This window comes from Limnohabitans sp., assembly GCF_030158565.1.
GTDB lineage: Bacteria > Pseudomonadota > Gammaproteobacteria > Burkholderiales > Burkholderiaceae_C > Limnohabitans_A.
In genome coordinates this window covers 13,242-39,659 of record NZ_JAOASQ010000052.1, presented here as the reverse complement: position 1 = coordinate 39,659, position 26,418 = coordinate 13,242, and the positions used below count along the sequence as shown (strand labels likewise).

The following is a 26,418-nucleotide window of genomic DNA, read 5'->3' as shown; positions in this document are numbered from 1 at the left end:
AAAGTCCATGTCGGCGCCTTCGTCGGCTTGCAGCACATGGTCGATGTAGAGCTTCCAGTAGCCCGATTGCATTGCCGGGGCAGGCTTTTCCCAAAGGGCCAAGCGCTTGGCCAGCTCTTCGTCGCTGATGAGCAGTTGCAGTTTGCGCTCGGGCACATTGAGCTCGATCATGTCGCCGTTTTGCACCACGGCCAGCGGGCCACCGGCCGCGGCTTCGGGGGTGGTGTGCAGCACCACGGTGCCATAGGCGGTGCCGCTCATGCGGGCGTCCGAGATGCGCACCATGTCGGTGATGCCTTTGCGCAGCACCTTGGGTGGCAGCGGCATGTTGCCCACCTCGGCCATGCCAGGGTAGCCCTTGGGGCCGCAGTTTTTGAGCACCAAAATGCAGTTCTCGTCCACATCCAGACTCTCGTCGTCGATGCGTTTGTGGAAGTCGTTGCTGTCCTCAAACACCACCGCACGCCCGGTGTGCACCATCAGCGCAGGGGTGGCCGCGCTGGGTTTGATGACCGCGCCACGCGGGGCCAGGTTGCCACGCAAGATGGCGATGCCCGCTTTTTCCTTGAAGGGTTCGTCGAACTTCTTGATCACGCGTGGGTCGTAGTTCACGGCGCTGGCGATGTTCTCGCTCACGGTCTTGCCGCTCACGGTGACGATGTCTTTGTGCAGCAGGTGCTCGATCTCTTTCATCACCACCGGCAAGCCACCGGCGTAGCAGAAGTCTTCCATCAGGTGCTCGCCAGAAGGTTGCAAATTCAAGAGGCAAGGCAGTTCGCTGCCCAGGCGCTCGAAATCGTCCACGGTGAGCTTCAGGCCCAGACGACCCGCAATCGCGATCAGGTGGATCACCGCGTTGGTCGAGCCGCCGATGGCGGCCAGTGTGCGGATGGCGTTCTCAAACGCTTCGCGTGTGAGCACCTTGCTGATGGTCTGGTCGGTGTGCACCATCTCGACGATGCGCCGACCGGCTTCGCGGGCCAGCACATTGCGGCGGCCGTCCACGGCGGGGTAGGCGGCGTTGCCCGGCAGACCAATGCCCAGGGCCTCGACCATGCTGGCCATGGTGCTGGCGGTGCCCATGGTCATGCAGTGGCCGTGGCTGCGGTGCATGCAGCTTTCGGCTTCAAAGAAGTCGTGCAGCTTGAGGGTGCCAGCTCGCACCTGTTCGCTCATGCTCCACACGCCGGTGCCTGAGCCCAATTCTTGCCCGCGCCATTTGCCGTTCAGCATGGGGCCGCCCGACACGCCAATGGTGGGCAAGCCTGCGCTCGATGCGCCCATCAGCAAACTGGGGGTGGTCTTGTCGCAGCCCATGAGCAGCACCACGCCGTCGATGGGGTTGCCGCGAATGCTTTCTTCGACGTCCATGGACGCCAGGTTGCGGTACAGCATGGCGGTAGGACGCAGCAAGGTTTCGCCCAGCGACATCACGGGGAATTCGAGGGGAAAGCCACCGGCCTCGTACACGCCGATCTTGACCTGCTCAGCCAGGGTGCGGAAGTGTGAGTTGCAGGGGGTCAGTTCACTGAAGGTGTTGCAGATGCCAATGACGGGGCGGCCGTCAAACTGGTCGTGCGGCACACCTTTGCCTTTGACCCAGCTGCGGTAGGCAAAGCCGTCGCGGTCTTGGCGGCCAAACCATTGCTGGCTGCGGAGTTCTTCGGGTTTTTTACGTGAAGATGAAGACATGGTGGTGTAAGAAGGGTGGGGGAAATAAATTGATTCAATCGTATGATGATAGAGAGAAATCGATTCAAATGTAAACCGTGTGACATGGGTAAAAACCCTTGACGCGCACCCGACACATACAGGGTTTTCCTCAGTGCTTGGGTGGCGATCATTCATCATATGATTGGCGCCAATGGATTTTCTGCATGGTTAAAAACGTACACGGTCACACGCTGGATTTGCTGGGACAGGCCATTCTGTCCGGGCGCTATGCCGTGGGCGCTAGCCTGCCGCCAGAGCCCGTGCTTTGCGAAGAGCTGGGGGTCAGTCGCACGGTGGTGCGCGAAGCCATCAAATCGCTGGTGGCCAAGGGCCTGATTTCCACCGGCCCCAAGGTAGGCACACGCGTCTTGACTGACGAGCAGTGGAACTGGTTTGACCCGGATGTGATCACCTGGCAGGCCCAAGCGGGCTTGACGCCTCAGTTTTTGCGGGATTTGCAAGAGTTGCGTGCTGTGGTGGAACCCGCCGCAGTCCGCATGGCCGCCGAAAAGGCGACCGCCGCTGACATCGCCGAAATGGAAGACGCCTACCAGGGCATGAAATACGCGATTGAAAACGGGGGCGACTATGTCGTACACGACTTGCGCTTCCATCAAGGTTTGTTGACGGCGTCTCACAACCGCATGCTGGTTCAAATGGGCAAGGCGCTTGGTGCCTTGCTGCGCACCAGTTTCGAGCTGTCGACGCGCATCAAGGATGGTCCGCGCAGCTCCTTGCCTTTGCACCGGGCCGTGCTCGATGCCGTGATCGCGCATTCACCGGCCAAAGCCGAGCGGGCGCTGATGGTGCTGATCAATGGGGCCAACGACGACATTGAACGCGTGCTGTCCACGCGTCGAAAATTACCCCGCGTTTCGGGCATGCCCACGCGATCGAGCAAAGTTTGAAGGTGAGCTGCTGAATGCAAAAAATCATTGATCTGTTTTTCAAGTTCCTGGAGCTGCTGGTGGTCCTCTGTCTGGTGGCCATGGTGTTCATGGTCTTTGGCAACGTGGTACTGCGCTACGGCTTCAACTCGGGCATTGATATTTCAGATGAAATGTCGCGGTACTGCTTCATCTGGCTGACCTACATCGGGGCCATGGTGGCCATGCGCGACAAGGGCCATTTGGGCGTGGACAGCTTGGTGCGTCGCTTGTCATTGCGGGGCAAACAAACCTGCTTCTTCTTGAGTGAGTCCTTGATGTTGGCTTGCAATATTTTGTTTTTGATGGGCACTTGGCAAATGCACGAATTGCAAGTCAGCAATGTGTCCCCCGTGGTGGGCATTTCCATGATTTGGGTTTATGGCATTGGTTATGTGGTCAGCGTGGTCATGGCCATCATCAACTTGTCCATGCTTTACAAATTGTTGACGGGGCAATTGCGCGAAGAAGATCTGGTGGTCGTCATCGAGTCTGAAGACACAGCGGATTTGCCACCTGCTCACACCGGGAGCCGCGCATGACCGTCAGCATTTTTGTTTTCAGCCTGCTGGCCGCCATGGCCATCGGCATGCCGATCGCCTATTCCTTGCTGGTTTGCGGTTTGTCCTTGATGGCTTACCTGGCTGCAACCGGCGTCATTCCGGCCTTTGACAGCCAAATTTTGGCGCAGCGCTTTGTGGACGGCGCAGACAACTTCCCTTTGTTGGCGGTGCCGTTTTTCTTGCTCGCGGGTGAATTCATGAACGCAGGCGGTTTGAGCCGCCGCATCGTGAACATGGCCATGGCATGGGTGGGGCATTTCCGGGGGGGGCTGGGTTATGTGGCGGTCATGGCCGCGATCATCATGGCGTCGCTCTCGGGCTCGGCGGTTGCCGATACCGCAGCGTTGGCCGCCCTGTTGATCCCCATGATGCGTGCTGCTGGTTATGACGTGGGGCGATCTGCAGGTCTGATTGCCGCAGGCGGCATCATCGCGCCCGTGATTCCGCCGTCCATTGGCTTCATCATTTTTGGCGTGGCCGCCAACGTGTCCATCACCAAGTTGTTCATCGCTGGCATCGTGCCGGGTGTGATGATGGGGGTGGCCATTGGCTTGGCCTGGTGGTGGGTGGCCAAACGTGACAACGTGCAGCCTGCGCCACGCATGTCATTGAGCGAAAAATTGCGCGCAACGCGCGAAGGTTTGCTGGCTTTCGGCTTGCCCGTGTTCATCATTGGCGGCATGAAGTTCGGGGTGTTCACGCCCACCGAGGCCGCTGTGGTGGCGGCTGTTTACAGTTTCTTGGTCGGCGCTTTTGTTTACCGCGAATTGCAGTGGTCCAAGCTTTACGGCTTGATCTTGACGGCAGGCAAAACCACCGCTGTGATCATGTTCCTGGTGGCGGCAGCCATGGTCAGCGCTTGGTTGATCACGGTGGCCAACATTCCTGCTGAAGTGGCCAAAATGATGGAGCCCTTCATGGACAACAAGACGCTGTTGATGGTGATTTTGATGCTGTTGGTCATCGTGGTGGGCACCGCGCTCGACTTCACACCGACAGTGCTGATCCTGACACCTGTGCTCATGCCCTTGGTCAAACAAGCCGGTATTGATCCCGTTTATTTTGGCGTCATGTTCATCATGAACAACGCCATCGGCCTGATCACGCCGCCTGTGGGCACGGTGCTCAATGTGGTGTGTGGTGTGGCCCGAATCAACATGGACACGGCATTCAAAGGGGTGATGCCGTTCCTGCTCGCGCAACTGGCGGTGCTGTTTTTGCTGGTGGCGTTCCCTTCTTTGGTCATCGTGCCCATGAAGTGGATGTTGAGCTGATTTTTTAACCCTGTGTTCAATCTTGAGGAGACAAACATGTTCAAACGCAGAAATCTGGTGACCCTGTTGGCGGGCACATTCCTGGTCGCAAGCGGTGCCATGGCACAGTTCGCCGACCGCAACATCAAATTCACCAATGGCATCAATGAAGACCATCCGGTGGGCGTAGGTGTCAAGAAAATGCAGGAAATCGTGACTGCAAAGTCAGGCGGCAAGATGAAAATTACCGCCTTTTGGGGGGGCTCAGCAGGCAATGACCTGCAAGCCACACAAGCCCTGCGTGCGGGTACGCAGGAGATGGTTTGTACCTCCAGTTCGCCATTGGTGGGCATGATCAAGGAACTGGGCGTGTTCGATTTGCCCTTCCTGTTTGCCAACGAAAAAGAAGCCGATGCCGTGCTCGACGGTCCTGCCGGAAAATACTTCAATGCCAAGCTTGAAGCAGCTGGCTTGGTCAATCTGTCCTATTGGGAAAATGGTTTCCGCAACCTGACCAACAGCAAGCGTCCTGTAGCCAAGCTGGAAGATTTTGAAGGCGTGAAGGTCCGCGTCATGCAAAACAACATCTTCCTGGACACCTTCAAGACACTCGGCACCAATGCCGTGCCCATGGCCTTCCCTGAAGTGTTCACTGCACTCGAAACCAAGACCATTGACGGTCAGGAAAATCCCTTTGTGACCATTGAAACCTCCAAGTTCAATGAAGTGCAAAAGTACCTGAGCGTGACCCGCCACGCCTACACGCCGTTTTTGGTCTTGTACAGCAAGAAGCTGTGGGACCAGCTGAGCCCGCAAGAGCAAAGTTTGCTGCGTGAAGCGGCAGCTGAAGGTCAAAAAGTTCAACGTGCGGCCAACCGTGCCTTGAACGAAAAATCGCTGGCCACCTTGAAAACCAAGGGCATGCAAGTCAACGAAGTCAGTGCGGCCGAGCAAAACCGCATCCGTGCCAAAGTGGCTTCGGTGTATGACAAGCACAAAGACTCGATCGGTGCTGACGCGATCAAGGTTGTGCAGGACGAGCTGAAAAAAGCACGCGGCGGTTGATGCCTTGTACCCAGCCCCACAGCCCCAAGCTGTGGGGCTTTTTTAACGTCTGAAATGTTTGCGTCATGAAAATCACTCAACTCGAAACCGTCCGCCTGAACGAATTTCCCAACATCATCTGGGTGCGTTTGCACACCGACGAGGGCCTGGTGGGCCTGGGCGAAACCTTCATGGGCGCTCAAGCGGTCGAGGCTTATTTGCACGAGTGGGTGGCCCCCAAGTTGATCGGCCAAGACCCGCTGGCCATTGAGTCTCGCTTGCGTGACATCACGGGCTACTTGGGCTGGCGCGGGTCCGGTGTCGAGACACGTGGCAACTCGGCAGTCGACATCGCGCTGTGGGACATTTTTGGCAAAGCCGCAGGCATGCCGGTCTACACCGCGCTGGGCGGCAAGAGCCGCGACGAGATCCGCGTCTACAACACTTGCGCGGGCTACCAGTACATCCGCAGCAACGTCAACCAGACCAGCAGCAATTGGGGTTTGGGTAACAACGCCGGGCCTTACGAAGACCTGCAAGGCTTTTTGCACCGCGCCGACGAGGTGGCCGAGTCGCTTTTGAGCGAAGGCATCACCGGCATGAAGATCTGGCCTTTTGACATGGCCGCCGAAAAATCGCACGGCCAGTACATCAGCCCGCAAGACCTGAACACAGCGTTGGAGCCGTTTCGCAAGATTCGCAAAGTGGTGGGTGACAAGATGGACATCATGGTCGAGTTCCACAGCCTGTGGCGCTTGCCCATGGCGCAAAAAATTGCACGCGCCTTGCAGGAGTTCGACACCTTCTGGCACGAAGACGCGATCCGCATGGACAGCCTCGACTTGCTCAAGCAGTACGCGGTGGACTGCAAGGCTTTGATTTGTGCGAGCGAGACGCTCAGCTACAAATGGGGCTTCAAGGACTATTTGCAAACCGGTGTAGCCGGCGTCGCCATGCTCGATTTGAGCTGGTGCGGCGGCCTGACCGAAGCGCGCAAGATCGCCGCCATGGCCGACGCCTGGCAGCTGCCCGTGGCCCCGCACGACTGCACGGGGCCGGTGGTGTGGGCCGCGTCCACGCACTTGTCGCTGCATGCGCCCAATGCACTGATCCAGGAGAGCGTGCGCGCTTTCTACACAGGCTGGTACAAGGAACTCGTGACCGAATTGCCGCAAGTCAAGAACGGCATGATCAGCCTGAACGACAAGCCGGGCCTGGGTCTGGAGCTGCTGCCCGACTTGCACAAGCGGGCCGATGCGGTGGTGCGCGTCAGCCGATAAAAAAGAGTCCGCAAGGGGTCTTGGATCCCGGATCAAGTCCGGGATGACAGACTTACAGCAAGTGCCGGATGGCATTCTTTGAACAATCCGGGATTTATGTCATCCCGGGCAAAGACCCGGGATCCAGTGTGCAGCGCTGCCCTTGCCAAATGTTGGTGTCGGCTCATGGATCCCGGATCAAGTCCGGGATGACAGACTTAAAAATCCGGATGACACAAGCGACGGATGTGCACCAAATTGACAAACTGCACTGGGGCGTATCACTCACGCAGTCAGTGGATCAGCCGCGCCCCACATAAGGCATGTTGGTCGCCATCACGGTGGTGAACAGGATGTTGGCCGACAGGGGCAGGCGGCTCATGCTCAGGAATGTTTCGACCACAGCCGACATGTCCATCCGAGGTTCGGGCTTGATGCTGCCGTCGGCCTGGGCCACGCCTTTGGCCATGCGCTCGGTCATGTCCGAGGCCACGTTGCCAATGTCGATCTGGCCCACGGCGATGTTGAAGGCCCGTCCGTCCAGCGAGGCAGCGCGGGTCAGGCCCGAGACGGCGTGCTTGGTGGCGGTGTAGGCGATCGAGCCATAGCGCGGCACATGGGCCGAGATCGAGCCGTTGTTGATGATGCGGCCGCCTTGCGGGCTTTGTTCCTGCATCAACTTGAAGGCATGCGAGAGGCAATAGAACGCGCCATTGAGGTTGACATCCACCATGCGGCGCCAGTCGTCGCCGGTCACATCACCGGGCAAGGTGGTGGGCAGCGAGATGCCGGCGTTGTTGAACAGCAGGTCCAGGCGACCAAATTGGGTGCGGACTTTCTCGAACAAGGCCTTGACCTGTTCTTCGTTCGACACGTCGGCCGGCATGGCCAGGCCATTGGCGGCGTTGGCACCGGCTTTGGCGATGGTTTCTTGCAATGCGTCGGCACGGCGACCGACCAGCACCACTTGCCAGCCTTCGCTCAGCAAACCGAGGGCGCAGGCCTGGCCGATGCCGGAGCTGGCACCGGTGACGAGGGCAACTTTTTTCATCAGGATGTCTTTCAGAGTTTCAGGATTCGAGGGGCTCAGGCTGCAGCGCCTGCGAAGGCGATTTGCACCTTCAGCGACTGGCTCTTGTCGGCCGCCAGATCGAAGGCTTCGATGGCGCGGTCCATCGGCAGCACGCCGGTGATGACGGGCTTGCCGTTGACCAGGCCTTCATTCAAGAAGCGCACGGCAGTGGCAAATTCGGCATGGAAGCGGAAGGTGCCGCGCATGTCGACTTCTTTGGCCACGATCTGCGTCATGGGCAGGCTGATGTCGCCGCCCATGCCCACGGTGATCAGCACGCCACGCGGCACGATGGTGTCCAGGCCCACGCGCAAAGCGGCTTCGCTGCCCGAGGCTTCGAACACGGCGTCAAACTGGCCCTTGTCCACTTTGTATTTGTCCAGCGCTTCCGGCTGGGTCTTCAGGTTGATGGTCTCGTCCGCGCCCATTTCCTTGGCGCACTTCAGCGGCAAATCGGCGATGTCGGCGGCCACGATGCGGGCTGCGCCAGCGCGGCGCAAAGCGCCAATCAGCAGTGAGCCAATCGGGCCGCAACCTGTGACCAGGACCTGCTTGCCCAGCACGCTGCCTGCGCGCTGAATCGCGTGCAAGCCCACCGACAGAGGTTCGGCCAAAGCGGCTTCGGACAGGCTCAGGTGGTCAGCAATCGGATGGGCCTGGTAGCCCTCGATGATGATTTGCTCAGAGAACGCGCCCTGGATGTGGGGGAAGGGCATGGCACTGCCGTAAAAACGCATGTTCAGGCAATGGTTGTGTTGCCCTGCTTGGCAAAAACGGCAGTGGCCGCAAGGGCGCGAAGGCGAGATGGCGATGCGCTGGCCTTTGGCGATGCCGCTGGCTTGACTGCCCAAACCATCCACCACGCCCGAGACTTCGTGCCCCAGCGCAATGGGTTGCTTGATGCGCACGGTGCCAAAGCCGCCGTGTTGGTAGTAATGCAGGTCCGAGCCGCAAATGCCGCCATAGGCCACATTCACGCGCAACTGGTGTTCGCCCAAGGGGGGCAGCTCGGTGTTTTCAATGCGCAGGTCTTGGGCCGAATGGCAGACAACGGATTTCATGGGAGGTTCCTCGCAAAAGCTTCAAAGGGTGGCGGTCACGCCGCCGTCAACGTAAAGGATATGGCCATTCACAAAACGCGAGGCGTCCGAGGCCAGAAAGACGGCCGCGCCGCCCAGGTCTTGCACATCGCCCCAGCGGCGGCTGGGTGTGCGGCCCACCAGCCAGCTGCTGAACGTGGGATCATCGACCAGCTTTTGGTTGAGTTCGGTCTTGAAGTAACCCGGGCCAATGCCGTTGACGTTGATGCCAAACTGGCCCCAGTCAATCGCCATGCCTTTGGTCAGCATCTTCACCGCGCCTTTGGTGGCGGTGTAGGGCGCAATGCCGGGGCGGCCCAGCTCGCTTTGCACCGAGCAGATGTTGATGATCTTGCCGCGTCCACGCGGGATCATTTTTTTGGCCACTGCTTGGCCCACGAAGTACACGCTGTCCAGGTTGGTCTTCATGATGGTGTGCCAGTCTGCGTCCTGGTACTCGTGCAGCGGGCCGCGAATCTGCATGCCCGCGTTGTTGACCAAAATGTCAATCGGGCCTTCGGCCTCGATCTGCTCCACCGCCGCACGCACGCTGTCGGCCTCGGTCACGTCAAACACCGCTGTGCTGACCGACAAGCCCTGGGCTTGCAGAGCATGCGCTGCCGCATCCACCTTGCTGGCGGTGCGGCCATTTAAAATGACATGGGCACCCGCTTGCGCCAGGGCCTCGGCCAAAGCCAGGCCAATGCCAGCCGACGAGCCCGTGATCAGGGCGCGGCGGCCCTTGAGTTGGAAAGTGTCGAGAACGTTCATTTCATCAGCAACCATTTGAGAGGCATCATGACCAAGCTTGGGAAGGCGATCAAAGTCCCCATGACCACGACTTGGGACAAGAGGAAAGGCATGACGCCACGGATGACGTCGTGCATCGGGATGCGGCCCACGCCGCACACCACGTTGAGCACCGTGCCCACGGGCGGTGTGAGCAAACCGATGGCGTTGTTGATGATGAACAGCACGCCAAAGTAGACCGGGTCAATGCCCGCCTCGCGCACCAAGGGCATCAGGACCGGCGTCAAGATCAGCACCGTGGGCGCAAAGTCCAGCGCCGTGCCGACGATCATCACCAGCAGCATCAGCATGACCATCAGCAAAGTTTGGTTGTCGATGAAGGGCCGCAGAATTTCGACGATCTGCGCCGGGATGTTGGCCACCGTGATCAGCCACGCCGACACCAGCGCGGCTGCGACGAGGAACATCACCACCGACGACGTTTTGGCAGCCGCCAAAATGATGCGGTACAGGTCTTTGAACTTGATTTCGCGGTAGATGAACAAGCCCACGAACAGCGAATACACCACGGCCACCACGGCCGCTTCGGTGGGCGTGAAGATACCCATCTTCATGCCGCCGATGATGGTGATGGCCAGCAGGTAAGACCAGAACGCGTTGATGGTCACCGAGATACGTTCCTTGAACGGCACTTTTTGAGCCACCACCACCTTGTCTTTGCGCGCCACGATCCACCAGGTCACGATCAGTGCAAAGCCCATCAGGATGCCCGGAAAGATGCCTGCCATGAAGAGCTTGGAAATGGATACACCGCCAATGACGCCAAACAAAATGAAGCCAATCGAAGGGGGAATGACGGGGGCGATGATGCCGCCTGCCGCAATCAAGCCGGCCGAGCGATCCATGCGGTAACCGGCATCGCGCATCATGGGCATCAACACCGCAGCCAGTGCGGCGGTGTCGGCCACGGCCGAGCCCGACAAACTGGCCATCACGATGGCGGCAAACACGGCCACATAACCCAGGCCGCCACGGAAGTGGCCCACCCAGACCATGGCCGAGTTGACAATGCGTCGGCTCATGCCGCCCGCGTTCATCAACTCACCGGCGAGCATGAAAAAGGGCACGGCCATCAGCGGAAAGTTGTCGGCCCCGTTGATCAGGTTTTGCGACACGATCTGCGTGTCGAAGTTGTCCAGGTGCAGCATCAGGGCCACACCCGAGACGATGAGGGAAAAGGCCAGCGGCATGCCCAGCGCCATGGCGGCCAGCAGCGACACGATGAAAACAAGCACGGTCATTTGGTGGCCTCGTTGGTGTGCGCGGTCACGACTTCTTCGGAGTCTTGCACCTGGATCAAATCGGATTCATTGAAATTGCCTTTGGCCAGCTGAACCAGCTTGCCAATGATCATCAGGCCCATGGCCACGCTGGTGATGTAGCCCACGCCATAAACCCAGCTCATGGGGATTTCGGTGACGGCTGAGCGCGTGGTGGCATTGATGCTGTGCTGTTTGAGCGTGCCGTAAAACATCAGGGCGCAGCAGCCGAGCATCAGCACATTGGAGATGGCGAAAGCCGCTTTTTTGCCGCTGAGGCTGAGTTTGCGCACCACAGAGTCCAATCCAAGATGGCCGTTCTCACGCATGGTGACAATCGCGCCCAGGAAGGTGATCCAGATGAATAAAAACCGCGACAACTCTTCTGAGCTGATGATGCCGTCGTTGAAGCCATAGCGCAGCACCACGTTGCCAAACACCATGATGACCATGGCCGACAACATGATGACCAGCGTGAACTCCGCCAGTTTGAAGAAAAGGTCGTTGATTTTTTTCATACGTCATTCGCAAAAAAGCCCCCTCCAAAGAGGGGGCGTGATGTCTCTCAAACCATCACTTGGTGTCTTCGATCGCCTTGAGCAGTGCAGGGCCGTTTTTCTCGCCAAAAGTCTTGGCAATTTCAGCCGACACGATCTTCTGGAACGGAGCCATGTCCACGTTCTCGATCACTTGCATGCCTGACTTCTTGAGCTCTGCAATCACCTTGCCTGCGTTGGACGCGTTCAAGCCACGCTGGTAAGTGGCCGCTTCACGTGCGGCATCCACCACCACTTTTTGGTAGTTGGCAGGCAGGCTGTCGAACTTGGCCTTGTTCATCGCCACCACCAGCGGCGAGTAAACGTGGTTGCTCACCGTCAGGTGCTTTTGCACTTCGTAGAACTTGGACGACCAGGTCACGTTGATGGGGTGCTCTTGTGCATCAAAGGCACCAGACTCCAGCGCGGTGTACAGCTCGGCGATCGGCATGGGCGAGGGGTTCATGCCCAACAGCTTGAAAGCCTGGATGTGGTACGGGTTGGGGGTGGAGCGGATCTTCAGGCCCTTCAAGTCTTCGGGCTTGTTGACGGGGCGCTTGTTGTTGGTGAAGGCGCGCCAGCCGTTTTCCCAGTAAGCCAGGCCTTTCATGTTGTGCGGGGCCAGCTCATTGAGCACGCCGGTACCGATGTCGCCGTCCAGCACATGGTAGGCGTGCTGTGCGTTGCGGAACACAAAGGGCAGCTCCATGGCGGCGGTGTTGGCCACCAGACCGTTGTAGTTGGATGCGCCGCTGGAGACGATGTCGATGGTGCCACCGCGCACGCCGTTGATCATGGCGCCGTCGTTGCCCAATTGGTTGGACGGGAAGATGGTGATTTCAACATCGCCGTTGGTGCGTTGCTTGACCAGTTCGGCCAGCTTCAGAGCAGCGGCGTGCTGGCCGTCGGTCGTGTTGACCGCGTGGCCCATTTTCAGGTTGAACTTGGCAGCAAACGCGGCAGAGCCGGTGGCGGCGATCAGGCAGGCGAGAAGCAGACGGGAAATTTTCATGGTGTTGTCTCCTGGTTGAAAAAAGAAAAAACTCAATCGGTGGGCAGCGCGTATTCGTCGGCGCTGAAGACGGTGTGGAACACGGTGCCATCGAACATGGCGATCAAATCCTTGGACACTTCGCGGCTTTCCATGCGCACGGCCGAGGCCAGTGCGATCTCGATCGACTCGCGGCTGGGGTAGCGCACCGACAGCACCATGCCAAAGTGCGGGTCGGCCACATCGCTTTCGACCTGGCGCAGCACACGCACCTCTTGCGCGCCGGGAAAGCGGGTCCACAGGGGCACGAGTTTTTCGCGGATGTAGCGGTTGAACGCGTCTTCCATGCCGGGTTTGACGTTGCCTTGGAAGAATGCACAGCGGATGAACATGAAGAGTCCTTTAAAAATCAGAGGGCAGGGTGCAAACGCGCTTGCAAAGCCTGGAGCGCTTGGGCGACCATGTCCTGCACCGGTTCGGTGATGGGCAGGCGGATGACATCGGTCTCATCGGCCTGGGGTTTTTCGAGGGTGCGGAACTGGCTGTCCAGCAAGCCCGCTTGCATGTAGTGGCCCACGCGCTGGCGCATGCGTTGGTCGATCAGCTCAAAGTCGCCGTCGAGAAAAACAAAGCACACATCGCCCGCTTGCGCACGGATGCGGTCGCGGTAGACGCGCTTGAGCGCTGAGCAAGCGACCACGCGGCCATGGCCTTCGGCTTGCGCCAGGTAGTGGCCAATGCGGTCCAGCCAAGGCCAGCGGTCGGCGTCTTCCAGGGCAATGCCCGCGCGCATCTTGGCCACGCTCTCCGTCAGGTGCAGGTCGTCGCCGTCCACCATCTGCAAGCCCAGGCGCTGGCCCAGGGCAGCGGCCATGGTGGACTTGCCACAACCGGAGACCCCCATGACGATCAGGCGCATTGGCGTTTTGCTCATGTCGTGGGACCGCAGATCACTTCACCATCGCCATGCACTCGGGCACGGGCGTGCGCAGAGCTTGGCCCGATGTGCCGGCCTGCATGTTGGCAAAAGCCAGATCGGCCATGGCTTGGCGGGTCTCATGGGTGGCGCTGGCCATGTGCGGGGTCAGTACCACGTTGTTCATGGTCCAGAGTACTTCGGGCACATGCGGCTCGTTGGCGAACACATCGAGACCTGCGCCTGCGATGGTGCCGTTTTGCAGGGCCGCGATCAGCGCCTCTTCATCGACCACGCTGCCACGCGCCACGTTGATCAAAAAGCCGCGTGGGCCCAGGGCCTTGAGCACTTCGGCGTTGATCAGGTGTTTGGTGCCTGCGCCGCCGGGGGTGATGACCACCAGGAAATCCACGTTTGCGGCCAGCTCAGCCGCAGAGGGGAAGAATTGGAAACCAGAGTCGGTCTTTTCGCTGCGTGCGGTGTAGGCGATCGACATGCCAAACCCGCTGGCGCGCCGAGCAATGGCTTTGCCAATGCGGCCCAAGCCCACGATGCCCAGCCGTGCGCCCGAGACCTTGCGGCCCAGTGGCATGGGGCCGCTGGGCCACTGGCCTGCGCGCACAAATTGGTTCGCCTGGGGGATGGTGCGGCCCACCGACAGCACCAGACCCATGGCCAGATCGGCCACATCGTCGGTCAGCACATCGGGGGTGTGGGTCACGGGAATGCCGTGCTCGATGGCGGCGGCCACATCCACACCGTCATAACCCACGCCAAACACCGACACCACTTTGGCGTTGGTCACTTGCGCCAGCAGGCTGCGCGGCACGCTGGCCTCGCCTGTGCCGGCCACGCCCACGATGCGCGGGGCCAGTGCGGCAAAAGCAGTGGGGTCGGTGATGTGGGTGCGGTCGTGCACCGTGTAGACCGATTCCAGCGCTTTTTGATAGAAAGGGTGGAGTTTGGCCACGGCCAGCACTTCGGGTTTGGACACTTCAATCACTCCAGTTGGAAAACAGGGCTTGGACAGCGCTGTCCAAAAAATTCAAAAAAAAGTGAGAACGAAAATTTGAGTGTTTGTGTCGTGTGTCAGGGTTTTCCACGAATCTTCAAAATCTTCGTCCAAAACTTTTGGATAGCGCTATCCTATCGATTTTGCCCCCGCATTCTTCTCCGGATTAACCCTTGTCCAACGCCCCCGTTCCTGCCAAAACCGCCGTCAAAAGCCACCGCGCCACCGGCCGCATCACGCTCAGCGATGTGGCTCGCGCCGCCGGGGTCAGCCCCAGCACCGTGTCCCGCGCCTTGCGCGGCGAAAGGGCGGTGGACCCGGCATTGATCGAACGCGTGCAGGCCGTGTCGGCCAAGCTCGGCTATGTGCCCGACCCGGCCGCACGCGCCTTGGCTTCGCAGCGCAGCAACCACGTGGCCATCCTGATCCCGCTGCTGTCCAACGCCCTGTTTGTGGACCTGCTCGACGCGGCCCAGAAAACCCTGCGTGCAGGCGGCTACCAAACCCTGATGGGTGTGACCCACTACGACGCCAGCGAAGAAGAGCAACTGCTGCGCGAACAACTGCTGCACCGTCCCGCAGGCCTTTTGGTCACGGGGCTTGACCACAACCCGGCCACCCGAAAACTCATGGACAGCAGCCAGGTGCCCTGCGTGCACCTGATGGATTTGCCCGCGACCGACCAGGCCGATGCGCCTTACTGCGTGGGCTTTCGCCAGACCGATGCGGGCGCCGCCATGACGCGGCATTTGCTGCAGACCGGCCGCAAGCGCATCGCTTTTGCCGCTGCGCAGCTCGACCCGCGTGTGATGCAGCGCCTGTACGGCTGGCGCAGCGCCTTGCAAGAGGCCGGTGTTTACGAACCCACGCTGGAATTTTTGAACCCCGCCCCCTCATCGCTGGCCTTGGGCGGCATCTTGTTCGAGCAAATCATGCAGCAGCGGCCAGCGGTGGACGCGATCTTCTTTTGCAACGACGACTTGGCGCAAGGCGCCCTCATGGCCGCGCTGCGCCTGGGCATTGCGGTGCCCTCACAAGTGGCCATCGCAGGCTTCAACGACCTGACCGGCAGCGACCAGATGCTGCCCGCGCTCACCACCGTGCGCACACCGCGCGCCCAGATCGGCGAGGCGGCTGCGCAGATGCTGCTGAGCTTGATGCGCGGCGAGGAACCTGTTGCGCCACAGTTGGATTTGGGTTTTGACATCTTGCAGCGGCAAAGCAGCTGAGTATTCGGGAGATGGACCCCGGGTCAAGCCCGGGGTGACAAAAGAAGTATTTGAAGGCCGCCGACTTGAGCCCCAACCTGGGCCTGCGCCGAAGTCACCAAGTGCGTGTGCACAAAGACATGGTCCCCGGGTCAAGCCCGGGGTGACACAGCACTTTCATTGCGGCTCCGATCCTGGATCCGTGCATCGTTCATCACGTCCGCCTGGCAAAATGTCATCACTGACTGCGCACAAAATGTCATCCCGGGCTTGACCCGGGATCCATGCCTTCCCGGTCATGTCCAGCTTCAAACGCTGCCCGCCTTCAGCACATTGATCAGCGCCTCGCCCCGGCTCAAACGCCCGATGTTCTCGGCCAAAGTCTCTTGACGGCGGCGCACCGTGCCCGAGGTCCAGCCCGACATGTGGGGCGTCATCAGCACGTTGTCCAGCGAGGCGAAATCAAACTGCGACGGTGCGCATTCTGTTTGTGTGGGCGTGGGGTACTGGTACCAGGTGTCGATCACCGCGCCGCCAATCTGGTGGGCCTTCAGGGCTTCGTACAAAGCCTGTTCATCGATCACCGCGCCACGTCCCACATTCAGCAGCACCGCATCGGGCCGCATGGCCGCAATCGCAGGTGCGTCCACCAGGCCTTGTGTGTTCTCGGTCAAAGGCAGGCTGATCACCACCGCATCGCAGGTGCCCATGAAATCGTGCAAGCCATCGAGCGTCCAGCTTTGATCCACCACCGCATGGGTAATCGGGCTTCGGTTGGCCACATGCACGCGCATGCCCATGGCCTTGGCGCGCTGGGCCACCGTCTGGGCGATGTGGCCAAAACCCACCAGGCCCAAAGTCTGCGAGCCCAGTTCGGTGCGCAAGGCGGTGGGGCGACCGGCCCAATACGTCCAGCGCTGTTGGCGCAAATCCTGGTCGGCCCGCGCCAGCGGCACATGGCGCATCAGCAGGGCGGCGATCACGTATTCCGCAATCGCGTTTTCGTGGCCAAAGCAATTGGCCAGCGTGCATTGCGCGGGCAAGAGCGCGGTGTTGACCGCATCGGTGCCCGCAGCAGGCGCATGAAACAGCCGGGCCTGGAGCGGCTGGGGCATGTCGGCGCTGAGCTTGATGCCGATGACCACATCGGCAGTTTCGTAATGTGCGCGTTCACCGGCTTGGTCGAGTGCATCGCTCAGGTCCAACACCTGGTGTTCGGGTGCGATCAGGCTTTCAAAGCCCTGGCGGAAGTTGGCCGCGTTCTGGCCGTGGAAGACGATTTTCAAAGCAGAGGTGTTCATGTGTGCTGGTGGAGGTGGTGGCAGCCCTGGGCATGCGCCAAGCGTGAGGATGAAGGCCCCGACTATGACAGAGGGGCAGATTTGACCTGTTGACTCGGCGACAATCGGGCCTTCATCTTTGCTGAAACCGCTGCCATGAGCACACTGAAAAAAGTCATCCTCTTCACCGACACCGATGGTCGTGCACGCTTTCGCGACGACAGCTTTGAGCTCAACGAAGGCACGCCGCAAAGCCGCTTGTCGTCTTTGATGCCCAGTGGCGGTTACCAATTGCGCCAAAGCCCGGTGGGCTTTCAAAGCAGCTTCCACTGCACCGGCAATCCTCAGTGGCTTTTCGTGCTGGGCGGTCAGATGGAAATCTTTTTGCAAGACGGCAGCTCGCGCATCTTTGGTCCAGGCGAATTTTTCTATTCGGGCGACACCCTGCCCGAAGGCGCCACCTTTGACCCCACCGTCCACGGCCACTGGAGCCGCCAGGTCGGCCCCGACCCACTGGTGACCCTGTTCGTGCGCGATTGAAATGCAGGTGCGCGGGCCGCTGCACGCACCCCTCATGTCATCCGCATCTGTGCGGCATCAGGACTTGCATTTCATCAGGACTTGCATGTCATCCCGGGCGAAGACCCGGGATCCATGGTTTTTCGCCGGGTGCATGAACAGCCTGGATACCGGATCAAGTCCGGTATGACAAATCCCACTGGTCCGGTATGACAAATTCTGCATGTCCGGTATGACAAATTTCGCACGTCCGACATGGCCAATTTCCAAAGTTCGGCACGTCATCCCGGGCGAAGACCCGGGATCCATGTGTGTATGGGCTGAGAGCCCAAAAAAAGAGCCCGCATCTGCGGGCTCTTGTCATCAGGGGTGTCGATCAGCGACCGAAGCCGCCGCGGTTGCCACCGCCGCCGCCGCCAAAGCCACGGCCACCGCCGCCTTTGCCGCCACCATTGCCGCCGCCGTAACCACCACCGCCGCCGCCGCCATGGCGACGACCGCTGCTGGCCAGGCTGTCGATGCTGGTGCGTGTCGGGTCAGGTTGGCCGCTGGTGCGCACAGGCTTGCGGTTGGGCAAGTCCAGACGCGCAAACTGCGTGGTCTTCAAAGGGTCGATGTGGCGTGGCAACTCGTCATCGTGGTTGCGACGGTCTTGCCCCCCGCCTTGTGGACCACGACCTGGGCCACGGCCTTCAGGACGCGGACCGCGTGGTGCCGGACGGCCTTGGCCATCGCCACGGTTGTCAAAACGCGGATCGCCGCGCTGCTCTTGACCGCGACCGCCATCACCGCGACCACCTTCTCGGCGACCGTCGCCTTGGCCTTCAAAACGCGGTGCGCCTTGTGGGCCATTGCGGCGTGAGGGGGCTGGGCCATTGCGTGACGGACGGGGCTGGCCCTGACCTTCAGCGCGTGGCTGACGCTGGCCACCTGAGCTGCCACCGGGGGCTTTGTTGTCCCGGATGCGCTGCATCATGTCCTGGCGTGCGGCCTTGGCGGCTGCAGCCATCACATCGCGGCTTGGGGGCTTGCCTGCGCCGCCCCACAAAGTCTGGCGACCCATGGCGATCGGCTCGGCCACTTCACCGGCTTCGGGGCCATAGCCTTCGAGCAGTTGCACTGGAATCTCTTGCTTGGTGAAGCGCTCGATGTCCATCATGAAGCCTTCTTCGTCCAGGCAGACCAGGCTCACGGCCTCGCCGCTGGCGCCCGCGCGGCCGGTGCGGCCAATGCGGTGCACATAGTCTTCCGACACGTTCGGGATCTCGTAGTTCACCACGTGTGGCAAGTCTTCGATGTCGATGCCGCGTGCCGCAATGTCGGTGGCCACCAAGGCGCGGATGTCACCGCTCTTGAAACCGGCCAGCGCTTGCGTGCGGGCAGTCTGGCTCTTGTTGCCGTGCAGGGCCATGGCCTTCACGCCATTTTTGGTCAGGAAGTCGGCCACATTGTTGGCGCCAAACTTGGTGCGTGTGAACACCAGCACCTGGCTCCAGTCGTTCTTCTGGATGATGTGCAGCAGCACGTCTTTTTTCTTGTTGCGGCCCACGGGGTGGATCACTTGCGTGATGCGCTGCACCGTGGTGTTGCTGGGCGTGACCTGAATGCTTTGCGGGTTCTTCAGCAGGTTGTTGGCCAGCTCGCGGATTTCATCGCTGAAGGTGGCCGAAAACAGCAGGCTTTGCTTGTCTTTGGGCACCAAGGCCAGCACCTTCTTCACGTCGTGGATGAAGCCCATGTCGAGCATGCGGTCGGCTTCGTCCAGCACCAAGATTTCGATGGTCGACAGGTCCAGGAAACCTTGGCCTTGCAGGTCGAGCAAACGCCCGGGTGTAGCCACCAGAATGTCCACGCCGCGCTTGACCTTGTTGATCTGCGGGTTCATGCCCACACCACCAAAAATCACGGTGGAGTCGAGCTTGAGGTATTTGCCGTAGTCGCGCACCGACTCTTCGACCTGAGCGGCCAATTCGCGGGTGGGGGTCAGCACCAGGGCGCGGATGGCTTTGCCGCCAAATCGGTTCTGACCGGGCTCAGACAGGCTCAGCTTGTGCAGCATGGGCAAGGTGAAGGCCGCGGTTTTGCCGGTGCCGGTTTGCGCGCCAGCCAACAGGTCGTGACCTGCCAGCACGGCGGGAATCGCTTGCGCCTGGATGGGCGTGGGATTCTCGTAGCCGAGCTCGCGCACAGCTTGCATGATGGCCGGGGCCAAATTCAATTCTTCAAAGTTCATTTTTACAGAGCGCCATGTCCGGCGCGGGTATCGGCTCATTCAACTGCTGTTGGCAGTTACCAGTGTTGGCCGATAAGTCTTAAGGTGGGCATGGAAACCGCAGGCGCTTGTTTTGAGCGTTGCCTGGGTCAGGCCCCAGCAGAAGTGCTGATGTTGCGGCAACTGGAGGCTGCAACGGCGTCCATTGTCGCACAAAGCTTGACGGACGGTATGCAGGCCTTGGTTCTGCGTTTGGCGCCTGGGCCAGCGCGTGGGGGCCATGGGTTGAAACCCCAATTCAAAACCGCACGGGCCGCACCTAGACTGCAAGGCATTCACAACCGCAAGCAACCATGAACCACACCACACGCACAGACCGCCGCCACCTTCTTCAGACCGCAGCTTTGGCTGTCAGCATCGTGGCGGCCAGCAGCGCCGTGGGCACGGCCTGGGCACAGGCCGCCAAGTGGCCCAGCAAGCCCATCCGCATCGTGGTGGCCTTTCCCCCCGGTGGCCTGACCGATGCCTACGCCCGCAACTACGGCGAATACCTGTCCACCAAGCTGGGCGTGCCGGTGGTCATTGACAACAAACCCGGGGCAGGCGCCATCATCGGCATCGATGCAGCCGCCAAAGCGCCAGCGGACGGCTACACCTTTGTCATGAGCACATCGGGCACCTTCTGGCAAAACCGCATTCTTTACTCCAAGCTGCCCTACAACCTCGACAAGGATTTGACGCCTGTGACCGTCTTCCCGTCTGGTCCGCTGGTGGTGGGCATCCACGACAAGATCCCCGCCAAGAACATGGCCGAGTTTGTGGCCTGGGCCAAAAAGAACCCCACCTCCATGGGCACTTACGCGCCAGGCTCCTACCCGCACATGGTGGCCGACCAGACCAACCGCCAACAGGGCACGCAGATCCAGTCGGTGCACTACAAGGGCGAAGCCGCCATGTGGCTGGATGTGGCCTCGGGCCAGTCGCAAATTGCCATTGGCAGCTTTCAGGCCTTCAACGCCATGGCCTCGCGCGGCGTGCGCGCCATTGGTGTGACCGGCAGCTACCGCTCGCCCAAACTGCCCGATGTGCCCACCTTGACCGAGCAGGGCAACACCGACAAGCTGGTGACGCTGGAAGGCGGCTTGCCGCTGGTGGCGCCTGCAGGCACACCCGAGCCCATCCTCAAACGCATGGCCGACGAAGCCGTGGCCTGGTCCAACACCGACAAAGCGGCCAAGCTGCGCGAAACCTTCGCCATTCCCAACAAGCCCAAAAACCTGGCCGACACCCGCAAGGACTGGGAGGGCGAAGTGCCCGTCTGGATCAAGCTGGCGGTGGACCTGGGCATCAAGCTGGACTGAGCGGCGCCTCACCATGTCGGGGCTGAAGCCGCCGACCTACAGAAAACCACAGACGTGGCTTGTCGGAGGCTTCGGCCCCGACTTGTCTTTGGCGTTGCGGTTTAATCTCGGCTTATGAGCAAAACAGACCAAATGAGTTTTTTCGGCTTTGAGGCCGAGCCCGCAGTGGCCCCGGCCAAATCCGTCAAAGCCAAGACCGGCAGGACCGCCGTGCCAACGGTCAAGCTGTCTGATTTGACCTTGTCTGAATTGACACAGCCCGTCGCACCGCTGGCCAGTCCAAGCCCAGCCCCACAGGCCTTGCCAGAAGCCTTGCCTTTACAGGGCGCACCCGAGCAGGCCTCTGACGCCGAAGCCATGGCGCAGACCTTGTCTCAGCACCCCGACTTTCGCGTTCTGCGCCGCTTGCAGCCGCGCACCGACTATGGCCCGCTGAATGGCCAAACAACACGGCGCGTCATCGTGCTCGACACCGAAACCACGGGCCTCGATGCGCGCAACGAAAAAGTGATCGAGCTGGCCATGCTGTCCGTGCTGGTGGACAGCGCCACCGGTCAGCCCGTTGGCCCGGTCACCCTCTACGAATCGTTCGAAGACCCCGGCAAACCCATCCCGCCGCAAATCACCGAGATCACCGGCATCGACGACAGCATGGTCCAAGGCCAGCGCATCGATGACGCGGCGGTTACCGCTCTGGTCGAGCAAGCCGACCTGATCGTGGCCCACAACGCCGGTTTTGACCGGCCCTTTGTCGAAGCCCGCTGGCCCGTCTTTGCCCGCAAAGCCTGGAACTGCTCCTTTGCCGGCATCGACTGGAAGAAAGAAGGCAGTGGGTCTGCCAAGCTGGAATTTTTGGCCTCTGAGCGCGGCTGGTTCTACGACGCGCACCGCGCCCAAGTCGACTGTCACGCGCTCTTGCAAGTCTTGTCATCGCCTTTGTCCGATGGGCAAACAGGTTTGTCACGTTTGCTGAACGGGGCAGGGCAGACCCGCTACAAACTGCGGGCCACCGGCGCACCGTTTGAAGCCAAAGACAAACTCAAGTCACGCGGCTACCGCTGGGACGGCGAAGGCCGCGTCTGGTGGTGCAGCCTGGCCTCTGACGACTTGCTGGCCGCCGAATGTACCTGGCTGCGCGCCGAGGTGTATGGCCAACGCAGCGCCCGCGTTCAACTGGAGGCCATGGACAGCTCGGTCCAGTTTTCCAGCCGCGCGGGCCTTGTGACCGAGCGAGCCGTCTGAGCGCTCAAACGCCGTAGCGGTCGCGGTAGGCCTGCACTTTGGGCAGGTGCTGGCCCATTTCGTTGCCGTCTTGCGCAGACAAATAGGCCAGCAAGTCCGACAGTTGTGCGATGCAGCACACGCCCATGCCCAAGGTGTTGCGCACGTATTGCACGGCGCTGTGGGGCACGTCTTGCACCGAGCCGTCGGCCTGTTTTTCGGTGGCCATTTCCTGGCGGTCCAGGGCAATCGCCATGGCGTGGGGGGTGGCGCCTGCGGCTTTGATCAGGGCAATCGATTCGCGGGCGGCGGTGCCCGCGCTCATGACGTCGTCCACGATCAGCACGCGGCCTTTGAGTGGGGCGCCGACCAGGGAGCCGCCTTCGCCGTGGTCTTTGGCTTCCTTGCGGTTATAGGCAAAGGGCACGTTTTTGCCCAGGCGGGCCAGCTCGATGGCCACGGCCGCGCCCAGTGGGATGCCTTTGTAGGCAGGGCCAAAGATCATGTCGAACTCGATGCCGCTGGCCAGCAGGGCTTTTGCATAAAATTGCGCCAGTCGGCTGAGCTTGGCGCCATCGTCAAACAAGCCGGCATTGAAGAAGTAGGGGCTCATGCGGCCGGCTTTGGTTTTGAATTCACCAAAGCGCAGCACGCCCGATTCGATTGCAAACTGCACAAATTCCTGAGCGAGCGCCTGCATGTCGGCGCTGCTTGCCTGTTCTGTCACCATGGGGAAATCCTTGTTCAAACTCACCAGCCTCAACCTCAACGGCATCCGTTCGGCCACGACCAAAGGGGTCGAAGCCTGGCTGGCGCAAGAGAACCCCGATTGTATTTGCGTGCAAGAGGTCAAAGCCCAGGCCCCCGATGTGGCGGGAAAGTTTGAAGAACTGGCCGGATTGAAGGGCCATTTCCAGTTTGCCGAGAAAAAGGGCTACTCGGGTGTGGGTGTGTACACCCGCCATGAACCCAGCGATGTGGTGATTGGTTTTGACGGCGGCGAGTTCGATGCCGAGGGCCGCTATGCCGAAGTGCGCTTTGACACGCCCAGCCGCAAGCTGTCGATCATCAGCGTGTACTTTCCCAGTGGCTCTTCGGGCCCCGAGCGGCAAGAAGCCAAGTTCCGCTTTTTGGACAAGATGTACCCGCACCTGATGGGGCTGAAAGCCGAGCGCGATTTTGTGGTGTGCAGCGACGTGAACATCGCTCACAAGGAAGCCGACCTGAAGAACTGGAAGGGCAACCTCAAAAACAGCGGCTTCTTGCCCGAAGAGCGCAATTGGATGACCAAGCTGACCACCGAAGGTGGCGTTGTGGACGTGTACCGACGCCTCAAGCCCGACACCACCGACGATTGCTACACCTGGTGGAGCAACCGCGGCCAAGCCTATGCCAAGAACGTGGGCTGGCGCCTCGACTACCACTTGGCCACGCCTGCCGTGGCCGAGAAGGCCCGCACCGAGCACATTTACAAAGGCGAAAAGTTTTCAGACCACGCGCCGATCACGATTGGCTACGACCTGAGCTTGTGAGGACCGGGCGCACGAGGTGCGCTGTACGCAGGCTCCATCAGTGCGCTGCGCAAGGGCTCAAGCATGGACCCCGGATCAAGTCCGGGGTGACAACTCTGAAATGTCATCCCAGTTCCCGCTGTCATCCCGATTTCCACAGTCATCCCGGACTTGATCCGGGATCCATGTCTTCATCTTGTGTAAGTCAGCATGCGCCCTTTATAAGCATCCACACCCTTGTCCGCGGCCTGGTCCAGCACCTGTTCGTGCATGGCAAAGCCCACCCTTGCCATGTGCTTGTGAAACGCGGCGCGGTTGCCCCGGTTGGGGTCGACCACCCATATCTCGGATCGGACGGCTGCGTGTTCGTCGATGAACTGCGCCAGTGTGCCTTCATCATCACGCTCGTACAGGATGTCGCTGCCCACGATCAGGTCGAACAGACCCGTCAAGGCGGCATCGTGCACCTGCGTGAGGACCGGCATACCGTCGTCGCGAACAGCAGCAGTGCCCCACAAGCCGTGGCGGTATTCGATCGGCCCCAAGTTGTTCAGGCGGGTGTTGTTGTCGAGAAATGCATGGGTCAGCGGATGGCAGTCGCTGGCCGTGATGTTGGCGCCGCGCCGATGCGCCACCAAGCTGGTCAGGCCCAGACCGCAGCCAATTTCCAGAATGCGTTCGCCTGTGACAGTGCGCTGCGCCATGCGTTCAGCCATGCGTGCGCCGGAGGGCCACAACAAGCCAAACAGGGGCCAAGTGGCCGATGAAATGCCCAGATTGAGCGCCTCATCCAGCGGGTCGTGGAACTGGTTTTTGTCGAGCAGGGAGCGGATGATCAAGTCATCTGCACCTGCGACGGGGATGCTTTGCTGTTTGGTCAGGTAGCCGGGTTGTGTGGCGTTCAGAAGCACAATCGTGACAGCGCACGGACGAAACTCAAGGGGCGCTGGGTTGGCTTGACTGTACGCTTTTTAAAGTCCGAGAGATGGATCCCGGGGCAAGCCCGGGATGACAGTGGGGTGAGGACTTTGTCATCCCGGCCTCCGAGCCGGGATCCATGCCCGCATCACCTGCTTCAGGTGCCGCGCACGTAAGGGTTGCTTTTGCGCTCGCGCCCGAATGTGCTTTCTGGTCCGTGCCCTGGAATGAACACCGTGTCATCGCCCATGGGCCACAGGCGCTGGGTGATGCTGTTGATCAGGTCTTCGTGGTTGCCTTGCGGGAAGTCGGTGCGGCCGATGCTGCCGGCAAACAGCACATCGCCCACAAAGGCGCGCTGGATGTCGGGTGAGTAAAACACCACATGGCCAGGTGTGTGACCAGGGCAGTGGCGCACTTGCAGCGTGTGGCTGCCCAGTGTCACGTTGTCGCCATCAGCAAGCCAGCGGGTGGGCTTGAAAGCGCGAGCAGGCGGGAAGCCATACATGGACGCAGCCTGTGTGAGGCCTTCGATCCAGAACTGGTCACCCGGGTGCGGGCCGATGATGGGCAGCTGCAACTGCTCGGCCAGATCGGCCGTGCCAGCGGCATGGTCCACATGGCCGTGGGTGATCCAGATTTGTTCGAGCTTGAGGTTCAGTTGTTTGACGGCGCCGAGCAACACATGCAGATCGCCGCCCGGATCGATGACCGCCGCCTGGCGCGTCTGGTCGTCCCAGATCAAGGAGCAGTTTTGCTGGAAGGGCGTGACGGGGATGGTTTGGTATTGCAGCATCCGCGAATTATCGGTGATGCGAATATGGCACCCTGAATCCAGTCAGGCTGTTACTTTTTCGGGGCCAAGACTTGGGCTGACTTCAGCTCAGGCGATTTTTTTGGGCAGCGTCAAGGTGAAGCAAGCCCCGCCAGTCGGGCTGCTGCTGACTTGCAGTTCGCCGCCATGGTTTCTCACGATCGAGTGGCTCAGCCACAGACCCAAGCCCATGCCCTCGGCTTTGGTGGAAAAAAACATTTCAAACACCCGAGCCCGGTCTGATTCAGCAATGCCTGGCCCGTTGTCAGATACGGTCAGCACATTCGCTTGCGCTGTCTGGCTCAAGTGCACATGAATTGCTCGGGGCAAAGGTGCAGCGCGCAAGACGTCCAGTGCATTTTTCAACAGATTCAGGACCACCATCTGCAACTGGCCCTCATCGGCCCAAACCGACACAGTGCTGTCCACCTCTTGCACCAGGGTTATTTCGTGACGCATCAATTCGGCTTGAATGATGGCCACAGACTCTTTGACCACATCGCTCATCGAAATGAGCGCGAACTCTGAAGAGCCACTTCTCAAGAATTTGCGCAACTGAACAATGATGTCGCCTGCACGGTTGTTGTCTTGAAGCAGGCCTTGTATGAATTGCTGTCGCTCTTGGTTCTGAAGCTCGGGCATGCTGGCCAGCAGTTCTGTCTTGATGCGCATCAGTTGCAAAGGCTGACTCAACTCATGCGCCAACGAAGCCAACAAGATGCCCATGTTGTGCGATTTGACTGAAAGCGTCAGCGCTTTGACCATCTGGGTGTTTTCAGCAAGCGCCGCGTCCAAAGCCAGATTGGCAGCCCGGACTTTTTGGTTGTCTTCTTCAGCGCGCTGGTTACGCAGTGTCAGCACATAAGTGCTGTAGCCCAGCAAGGAACTCAAAATCAAAACATCCATTGACAGTGACATGAGCCGCAATACCGCGGGCGCAG

At 60.3% G+C, this 26,418-nt stretch carries 26 protein-coding genes; 10 read left to right on the top strand and 16 right to left on the bottom strand.

What is annotated here, in order from left to right:
- Positions 1 to 1,692 (bottom strand): IlvD/Edd family dehydratase (locus tag Q1W40_RS11335; RefSeq protein WP_300711954.1); only part of this gene is annotated, 1,692 nt, incomplete at its 3' end.
- A gap of 185 nt (positions 1,693 to 1,877) precedes the next feature.
- Here Q1W40_RS11335 and Q1W40_RS11330 point away from each other — a divergent pair.
- From Q1W40_RS11330 to Q1W40_RS11310, 5 genes are all read left to right on the top strand, one after another.
- Positions 1,878 to 2,621, top strand: coding sequence for a FadR/GntR family transcriptional regulator (locus Q1W40_RS11330; RefSeq protein ID WP_108324919.1), 744 nt, complete (start codon positions 1,878 to 1,880; stop codon positions 2,619 to 2,621).
- Between the two features lie 14 nt (positions 2,622 to 2,635).
- Positions 2,636 to 3,181 carry a TRAP transporter small permease gene (locus Q1W40_RS11325; RefSeq protein ID WP_108324921.1) on the top strand — a complete coding sequence of 182 codons (546 nt, stop codon included), beginning with the start codon at positions 2,636 to 2,638 and terminating at the stop codon, positions 3,179 to 3,181.
- The gene (locus Q1W40_RS11320) at positions 3,178 to 4,476 is read left to right on the top strand and encodes a TRAP transporter large permease subunit (RefSeq protein WP_300711951.1); all 1,299 of its coding nucleotides are present in this window, start codon (positions 3,178 to 3,180) and stop codon (positions 4,474 to 4,476) included. The genes Q1W40_RS11325 and Q1W40_RS11320 overlap by 4 nt, the downstream gene beginning before the upstream one ends.
- 36 nt (positions 4,477 to 4,512) lie before the next feature.
- Positions 4,513 to 5,520 (top strand): TRAP transporter substrate-binding protein, encoded by a 1,008-nt coding sequence (locus tag Q1W40_RS11315; RefSeq protein WP_300711949.1) that lies wholly within the window; start codon positions 4,513 to 4,515, stop codon positions 5,518 to 5,520.
- A 65-nt stretch (positions 5,521 to 5,585) separates the two neighbouring features.
- Complete coding sequence (locus tag Q1W40_RS11310) at positions 5,586 to 6,779, top strand: mandelate racemase/muconate lactonizing enzyme family protein (RefSeq protein ID WP_300711947.1); 1,194 nt, start codon at positions 5,586 to 5,588, stop codon at positions 6,777 to 6,779.
- Between the two features lie 280 nt (positions 6,780 to 7,059).
- Here the strand turns inward: Q1W40_RS11310 and Q1W40_RS11305 are convergent, their stop codons facing one another.
- Genes Q1W40_RS11305 through Q1W40_RS11265 form a run of 9 tightly spaced genes read right to left on the bottom strand, consistent with a single transcriptional unit; the run spans position 7,060 to position 14,415 of the window.
- Positions 7,060 to 7,809 (bottom strand): SDR family oxidoreductase, encoded by a 750-nt coding sequence (locus tag Q1W40_RS11305; RefSeq protein WP_300711945.1) that lies wholly within the window; start codon positions 7,807 to 7,809, stop codon positions 7,060 to 7,062.
- Positions 7,810 to 7,844: 35 nt separating this feature from the next.
- Positions 7,845 to 8,891, bottom strand: coding sequence for an L-idonate 5-dehydrogenase (locus Q1W40_RS11300; protein ID WP_300711943.1), 1,047 nt, complete (start codon positions 8,889 to 8,891; stop codon positions 7,845 to 7,847).
- A gap of 21 nt (positions 8,892 to 8,912) precedes the next feature.
- Positions 8,913 to 9,695: a glucose 1-dehydrogenase gene (locus Q1W40_RS11295; protein WP_108324934.1), complete on the bottom strand. Its 783-nt coding sequence runs from the start codon at positions 9,693 to 9,695 to the stop codon at positions 8,913 to 8,915.
- Complete coding sequence (locus Q1W40_RS11290; RefSeq protein ID WP_300711940.1) at positions 9,677 to 10,960, bottom strand: TRAP transporter large permease subunit; 1,284 nt, start codon at positions 10,958 to 10,960, stop codon at positions 9,677 to 9,679. The genes Q1W40_RS11295 and Q1W40_RS11290 overlap by 19 nt, the downstream gene beginning before the upstream one ends.
- On the bottom strand, positions 10,957 to 11,496 hold the full coding sequence (locus Q1W40_RS11285) for a TRAP transporter small permease (protein WP_108324938.1): 540 nt from the start codon (positions 11,494 to 11,496) through the stop codon (positions 10,957 to 10,959). Before Q1W40_RS11285 ends, Q1W40_RS11290 begins: the two co-directional genes overlap by 4 nt.
- Before the next feature lie 55 nt (positions 11,497 to 11,551).
- A complete protein-coding gene (locus tag Q1W40_RS11280; RefSeq protein ID WP_300711936.1) occupies positions 11,552 to 12,526 on the bottom strand; it encodes a TRAP transporter substrate-binding protein in 975 nt (324 codons plus the stop codon).
- A 32-nt stretch (positions 12,527 to 12,558) separates the two neighbouring features.
- Positions 12,559 to 12,897 (bottom strand): hypothetical protein, encoded by a 339-nt coding sequence (locus Q1W40_RS11275; RefSeq protein ID WP_108286462.1) that lies wholly within the window; start codon positions 12,895 to 12,897, stop codon positions 12,559 to 12,561.
- A gap of 17 nt (positions 12,898 to 12,914) precedes the next feature.
- Complete coding sequence (locus tag Q1W40_RS11270; protein ID WP_300711933.1) at positions 12,915 to 13,439, bottom strand: gluconokinase; 525 nt, start codon at positions 13,437 to 13,439, stop codon at positions 12,915 to 12,917.
- A gap of 16 nt (positions 13,440 to 13,455) precedes the next feature.
- Positions 13,456 to 14,415: a 2-hydroxyacid dehydrogenase gene (locus Q1W40_RS11265; RefSeq protein WP_300711931.1), complete on the bottom strand. Its 960-nt coding sequence runs from the start codon at positions 14,413 to 14,415 to the stop codon at positions 13,456 to 13,458.
- A gap of 191 nt (positions 14,416 to 14,606) precedes the next feature.
- Here Q1W40_RS11265 and Q1W40_RS11260 point away from each other — a divergent pair, with 191 nt between their 5' ends.
- Positions 14,607 to 15,662, top strand: coding sequence for a LacI family DNA-binding transcriptional regulator (locus Q1W40_RS11260; protein ID WP_300711929.1), 1,056 nt, complete (start codon positions 14,607 to 14,609; stop codon positions 15,660 to 15,662).
- Positions 15,663 to 15,949: 287 nt separating this feature from the next.
- Here Q1W40_RS11260 and Q1W40_RS11255 read toward each other — a convergent pair whose 3' ends face one another.
- The gene (locus Q1W40_RS11255; protein WP_300711927.1) at positions 15,950 to 16,942 is read right to left on the bottom strand and encodes a 2-hydroxyacid dehydrogenase; all 993 of its coding nucleotides are present in this window, start codon (positions 16,940 to 16,942) and stop codon (positions 15,950 to 15,952) included.
- Positions 16,943 to 17,077: 135 nt separating this feature from the next.
- Here Q1W40_RS11255 and Q1W40_RS11250 point away from each other — a divergent pair, with 135 nt between their 5' ends.
- Positions 17,078 to 17,461 (top strand): hypothetical protein, encoded by a 384-nt coding sequence (locus tag Q1W40_RS11250; protein ID WP_300711925.1) that lies wholly within the window; start codon positions 17,078 to 17,080, stop codon positions 17,459 to 17,461.
- Between the two features lie 355 nt (positions 17,462 to 17,816).
- Here Q1W40_RS11250 and Q1W40_RS11245 read toward each other — a convergent pair whose 3' ends face one another.
- The gene (locus Q1W40_RS11245; RefSeq protein WP_300711923.1) at positions 17,817 to 19,673 is read right to left on the bottom strand and encodes a DEAD/DEAH box helicase; all 1,857 of its coding nucleotides are present in this window, start codon (positions 19,671 to 19,673) and stop codon (positions 17,817 to 17,819) included.
- 332 nt (positions 19,674 to 20,005) lie between these two features.
- On the opposite strand from Q1W40_RS11245, the gene Q1W40_RS11240 reads away from it, so the two are divergent.
- Both Q1W40_RS11240 and Q1W40_RS11235 read left to right on the top strand, forming a co-directional pair.
- Entirely contained in the window at positions 20,006 to 21,013 is a 1,008-nt protein-coding gene (locus Q1W40_RS11240; protein ID WP_300711921.1) for a tripartite tricarboxylate transporter substrate binding protein, read from the top strand.
- Between the two features lie 114 nt (positions 21,014 to 21,127).
- Positions 21,128 to 22,255 carry a 3'-5' exonuclease gene (locus Q1W40_RS11235; RefSeq protein ID WP_300711919.1) on the top strand — a complete coding sequence of 376 codons (1,128 nt, stop codon included), beginning with the start codon at positions 21,128 to 21,130 and terminating at the stop codon, positions 22,253 to 22,255.
- 4 nt (positions 22,256 to 22,259) lie between these two features.
- Here Q1W40_RS11235 and pyrE read toward each other — a convergent pair whose 3' ends face one another.
- Positions 22,260 to 22,964: an orotate phosphoribosyltransferase gene (gene pyrE / locus Q1W40_RS11230; RefSeq protein WP_300711917.1), complete on the bottom strand. Its 705-nt coding sequence runs from the start codon at positions 22,962 to 22,964 to the stop codon at positions 22,260 to 22,262.
- A 10-nt stretch (positions 22,965 to 22,974) separates the two neighbouring features.
- On the opposite strand from pyrE, the gene Q1W40_RS11225 reads away from it, so the two are divergent.
- Positions 22,975 to 23,766: an exodeoxyribonuclease III gene (locus Q1W40_RS11225; protein WP_300711915.1), complete on the top strand. Its 792-nt coding sequence runs from the start codon at positions 22,975 to 22,977 to the stop codon at positions 23,764 to 23,766.
- Between the two features lie 170 nt (positions 23,767 to 23,936).
- Here Q1W40_RS11225 and Q1W40_RS11220 read toward each other — a convergent pair whose 3' ends face one another.
- From Q1W40_RS11220 to Q1W40_RS11210, 3 genes are all read right to left on the bottom strand, one after another.
- Entirely contained in the window at positions 23,937 to 24,584 is a 648-nt protein-coding gene (locus Q1W40_RS11220; RefSeq protein ID WP_300711913.1) for an SAM-dependent methyltransferase, read from the bottom strand.
- 236 nt (positions 24,585 to 24,820) lie between these two features.
- Positions 24,821 to 25,459, bottom strand: coding sequence for an MBL fold metallo-hydrolase (locus tag Q1W40_RS11215; protein WP_300711911.1), 639 nt, complete (start codon positions 25,457 to 25,459; stop codon positions 24,821 to 24,823).
- Positions 25,460 to 25,546: 87 nt separating this feature from the next.
- Entirely contained in the window at positions 25,547 to 26,383 is an 837-nt protein-coding gene (locus Q1W40_RS11210) for a HAMP domain-containing sensor histidine kinase (RefSeq protein ID WP_300711909.1), read from the bottom strand.
- Positions 26,384 to 26,418: the final 35 nt, after the last annotated feature.

Coding starts and splice junctions, on each gene's coding strand:
- Q1W40_RS11330 (WP_108324919.1), top strand. CDS start 1,878: ATGGTTAAAAACGTACACGGTCACACGCTGGATTTGCTGGGACAGGCC.
- Q1W40_RS11325 (WP_108324921.1), top strand. CDS start 2,636: ATGCAAAAAATCATTGATCTGTTTTTCAAGTTCCTGGAGCTGCTGGTG.
- Q1W40_RS11320 (WP_300711951.1), top strand. CDS start 3,178: ATGACCGTCAGCATTTTTGTTTTCAGCCTGCTGGCCGCCATGGCCATC.
- Q1W40_RS11315 (WP_300711949.1), top strand. CDS start 4,513: ATGTTCAAACGCAGAAATCTGGTGACCCTGTTGGCGGGCACATTCCTG.
- Q1W40_RS11310 (WP_300711947.1), top strand. CDS start 5,586: ATGAAAATCACTCAACTCGAAACCGTCCGCCTGAACGAATTTCCCAAC.
- Q1W40_RS11305 (WP_300711945.1), bottom strand. CDS start 7,809: ATGAAAAAAGTTGCCCTCGTCACCGGTGCCAGCTCCGGCATCGGCCAG.
- Q1W40_RS11300 (WP_300711943.1), bottom strand. CDS start 8,891: ATGAAATCCGTTGTCTGCCATTCGGCCCAAGACCTGCGCATTGAAAAC.
- Q1W40_RS11295 (WP_108324934.1), bottom strand. CDS start 9,695: ATGGTTGCTGATGAAATGAACGTTCTCGACACTTTCCAACTCAAGGGC.
- Q1W40_RS11290 (WP_300711940.1), bottom strand. CDS start 10,960: ATGACCGTGCTTGTTTTCATCGTGTCGCTGCTGGCCGCCATGGCGCTG.
- Q1W40_RS11285 (WP_108324938.1), bottom strand. CDS start 11,496: ATGAAAAAAATCAACGACCTTTTCTTCAAACTGGCGGAGTTCACGCTG.
- Q1W40_RS11280 (WP_300711936.1), bottom strand. CDS start 12,526: ATGAAAATTTCCCGTCTGCTTCTCGCCTGCCTGATCGCCGCCACCGGC.
- Q1W40_RS11275 (WP_108286462.1), bottom strand. CDS start 12,897: ATGTTCATCCGCTGTGCATTCTTCCAAGGCAACGTCAAACCCGGCATG.
- Q1W40_RS11270 (WP_300711933.1), bottom strand. CDS start 13,439: ATGAGCAAAACGCCAATGCGCCTGATCGTCATGGGGGTCTCCGGTTGT.
- Q1W40_RS11255 (WP_300711927.1), bottom strand. CDS start 16,942: ATGAACACCTCTGCTTTGAAAATCGTCTTCCACGGCCAGAACGCGGCC.
- Q1W40_RS11250 (WP_300711925.1), top strand. CDS start 17,078: ATGAGCACACTGAAAAAAGTCATCCTCTTCACCGACACCGATGGTCGT.
- Q1W40_RS11245 (WP_300711923.1), bottom strand. CDS start 19,673: ATGAACTTTGAAGAATTGAATTTGGCCCCGGCCATCATGCAAGCTGTG.
- Q1W40_RS11240 (WP_300711921.1), top strand. CDS start 20,006: ATGAACCACACCACACGCACAGACCGCCGCCACCTTCTTCAGACCGCA.
- Q1W40_RS11235 (WP_300711919.1), top strand. CDS start 21,128: ATGAGCAAAACAGACCAAATGAGTTTTTTCGGCTTTGAGGCCGAGCCC.
- pyrE (WP_300711917.1), bottom strand. CDS start 22,964: ATGGTGACAGAACAGGCAAGCAGCGCCGACATGCAGGCGCTCGCTCAG.
- Q1W40_RS11215 (WP_300711911.1), bottom strand. CDS start 25,459: ATGCTGCAATACCAAACCATCCCCGTCACGCCCTTCCAGCAAAACTGC.
- Q1W40_RS11210 (WP_300711909.1), bottom strand. CDS start 26,383: ATGGATGTTTTGATTTTGAGTTCCTTGCTGGGCTACAGCACTTATGTG.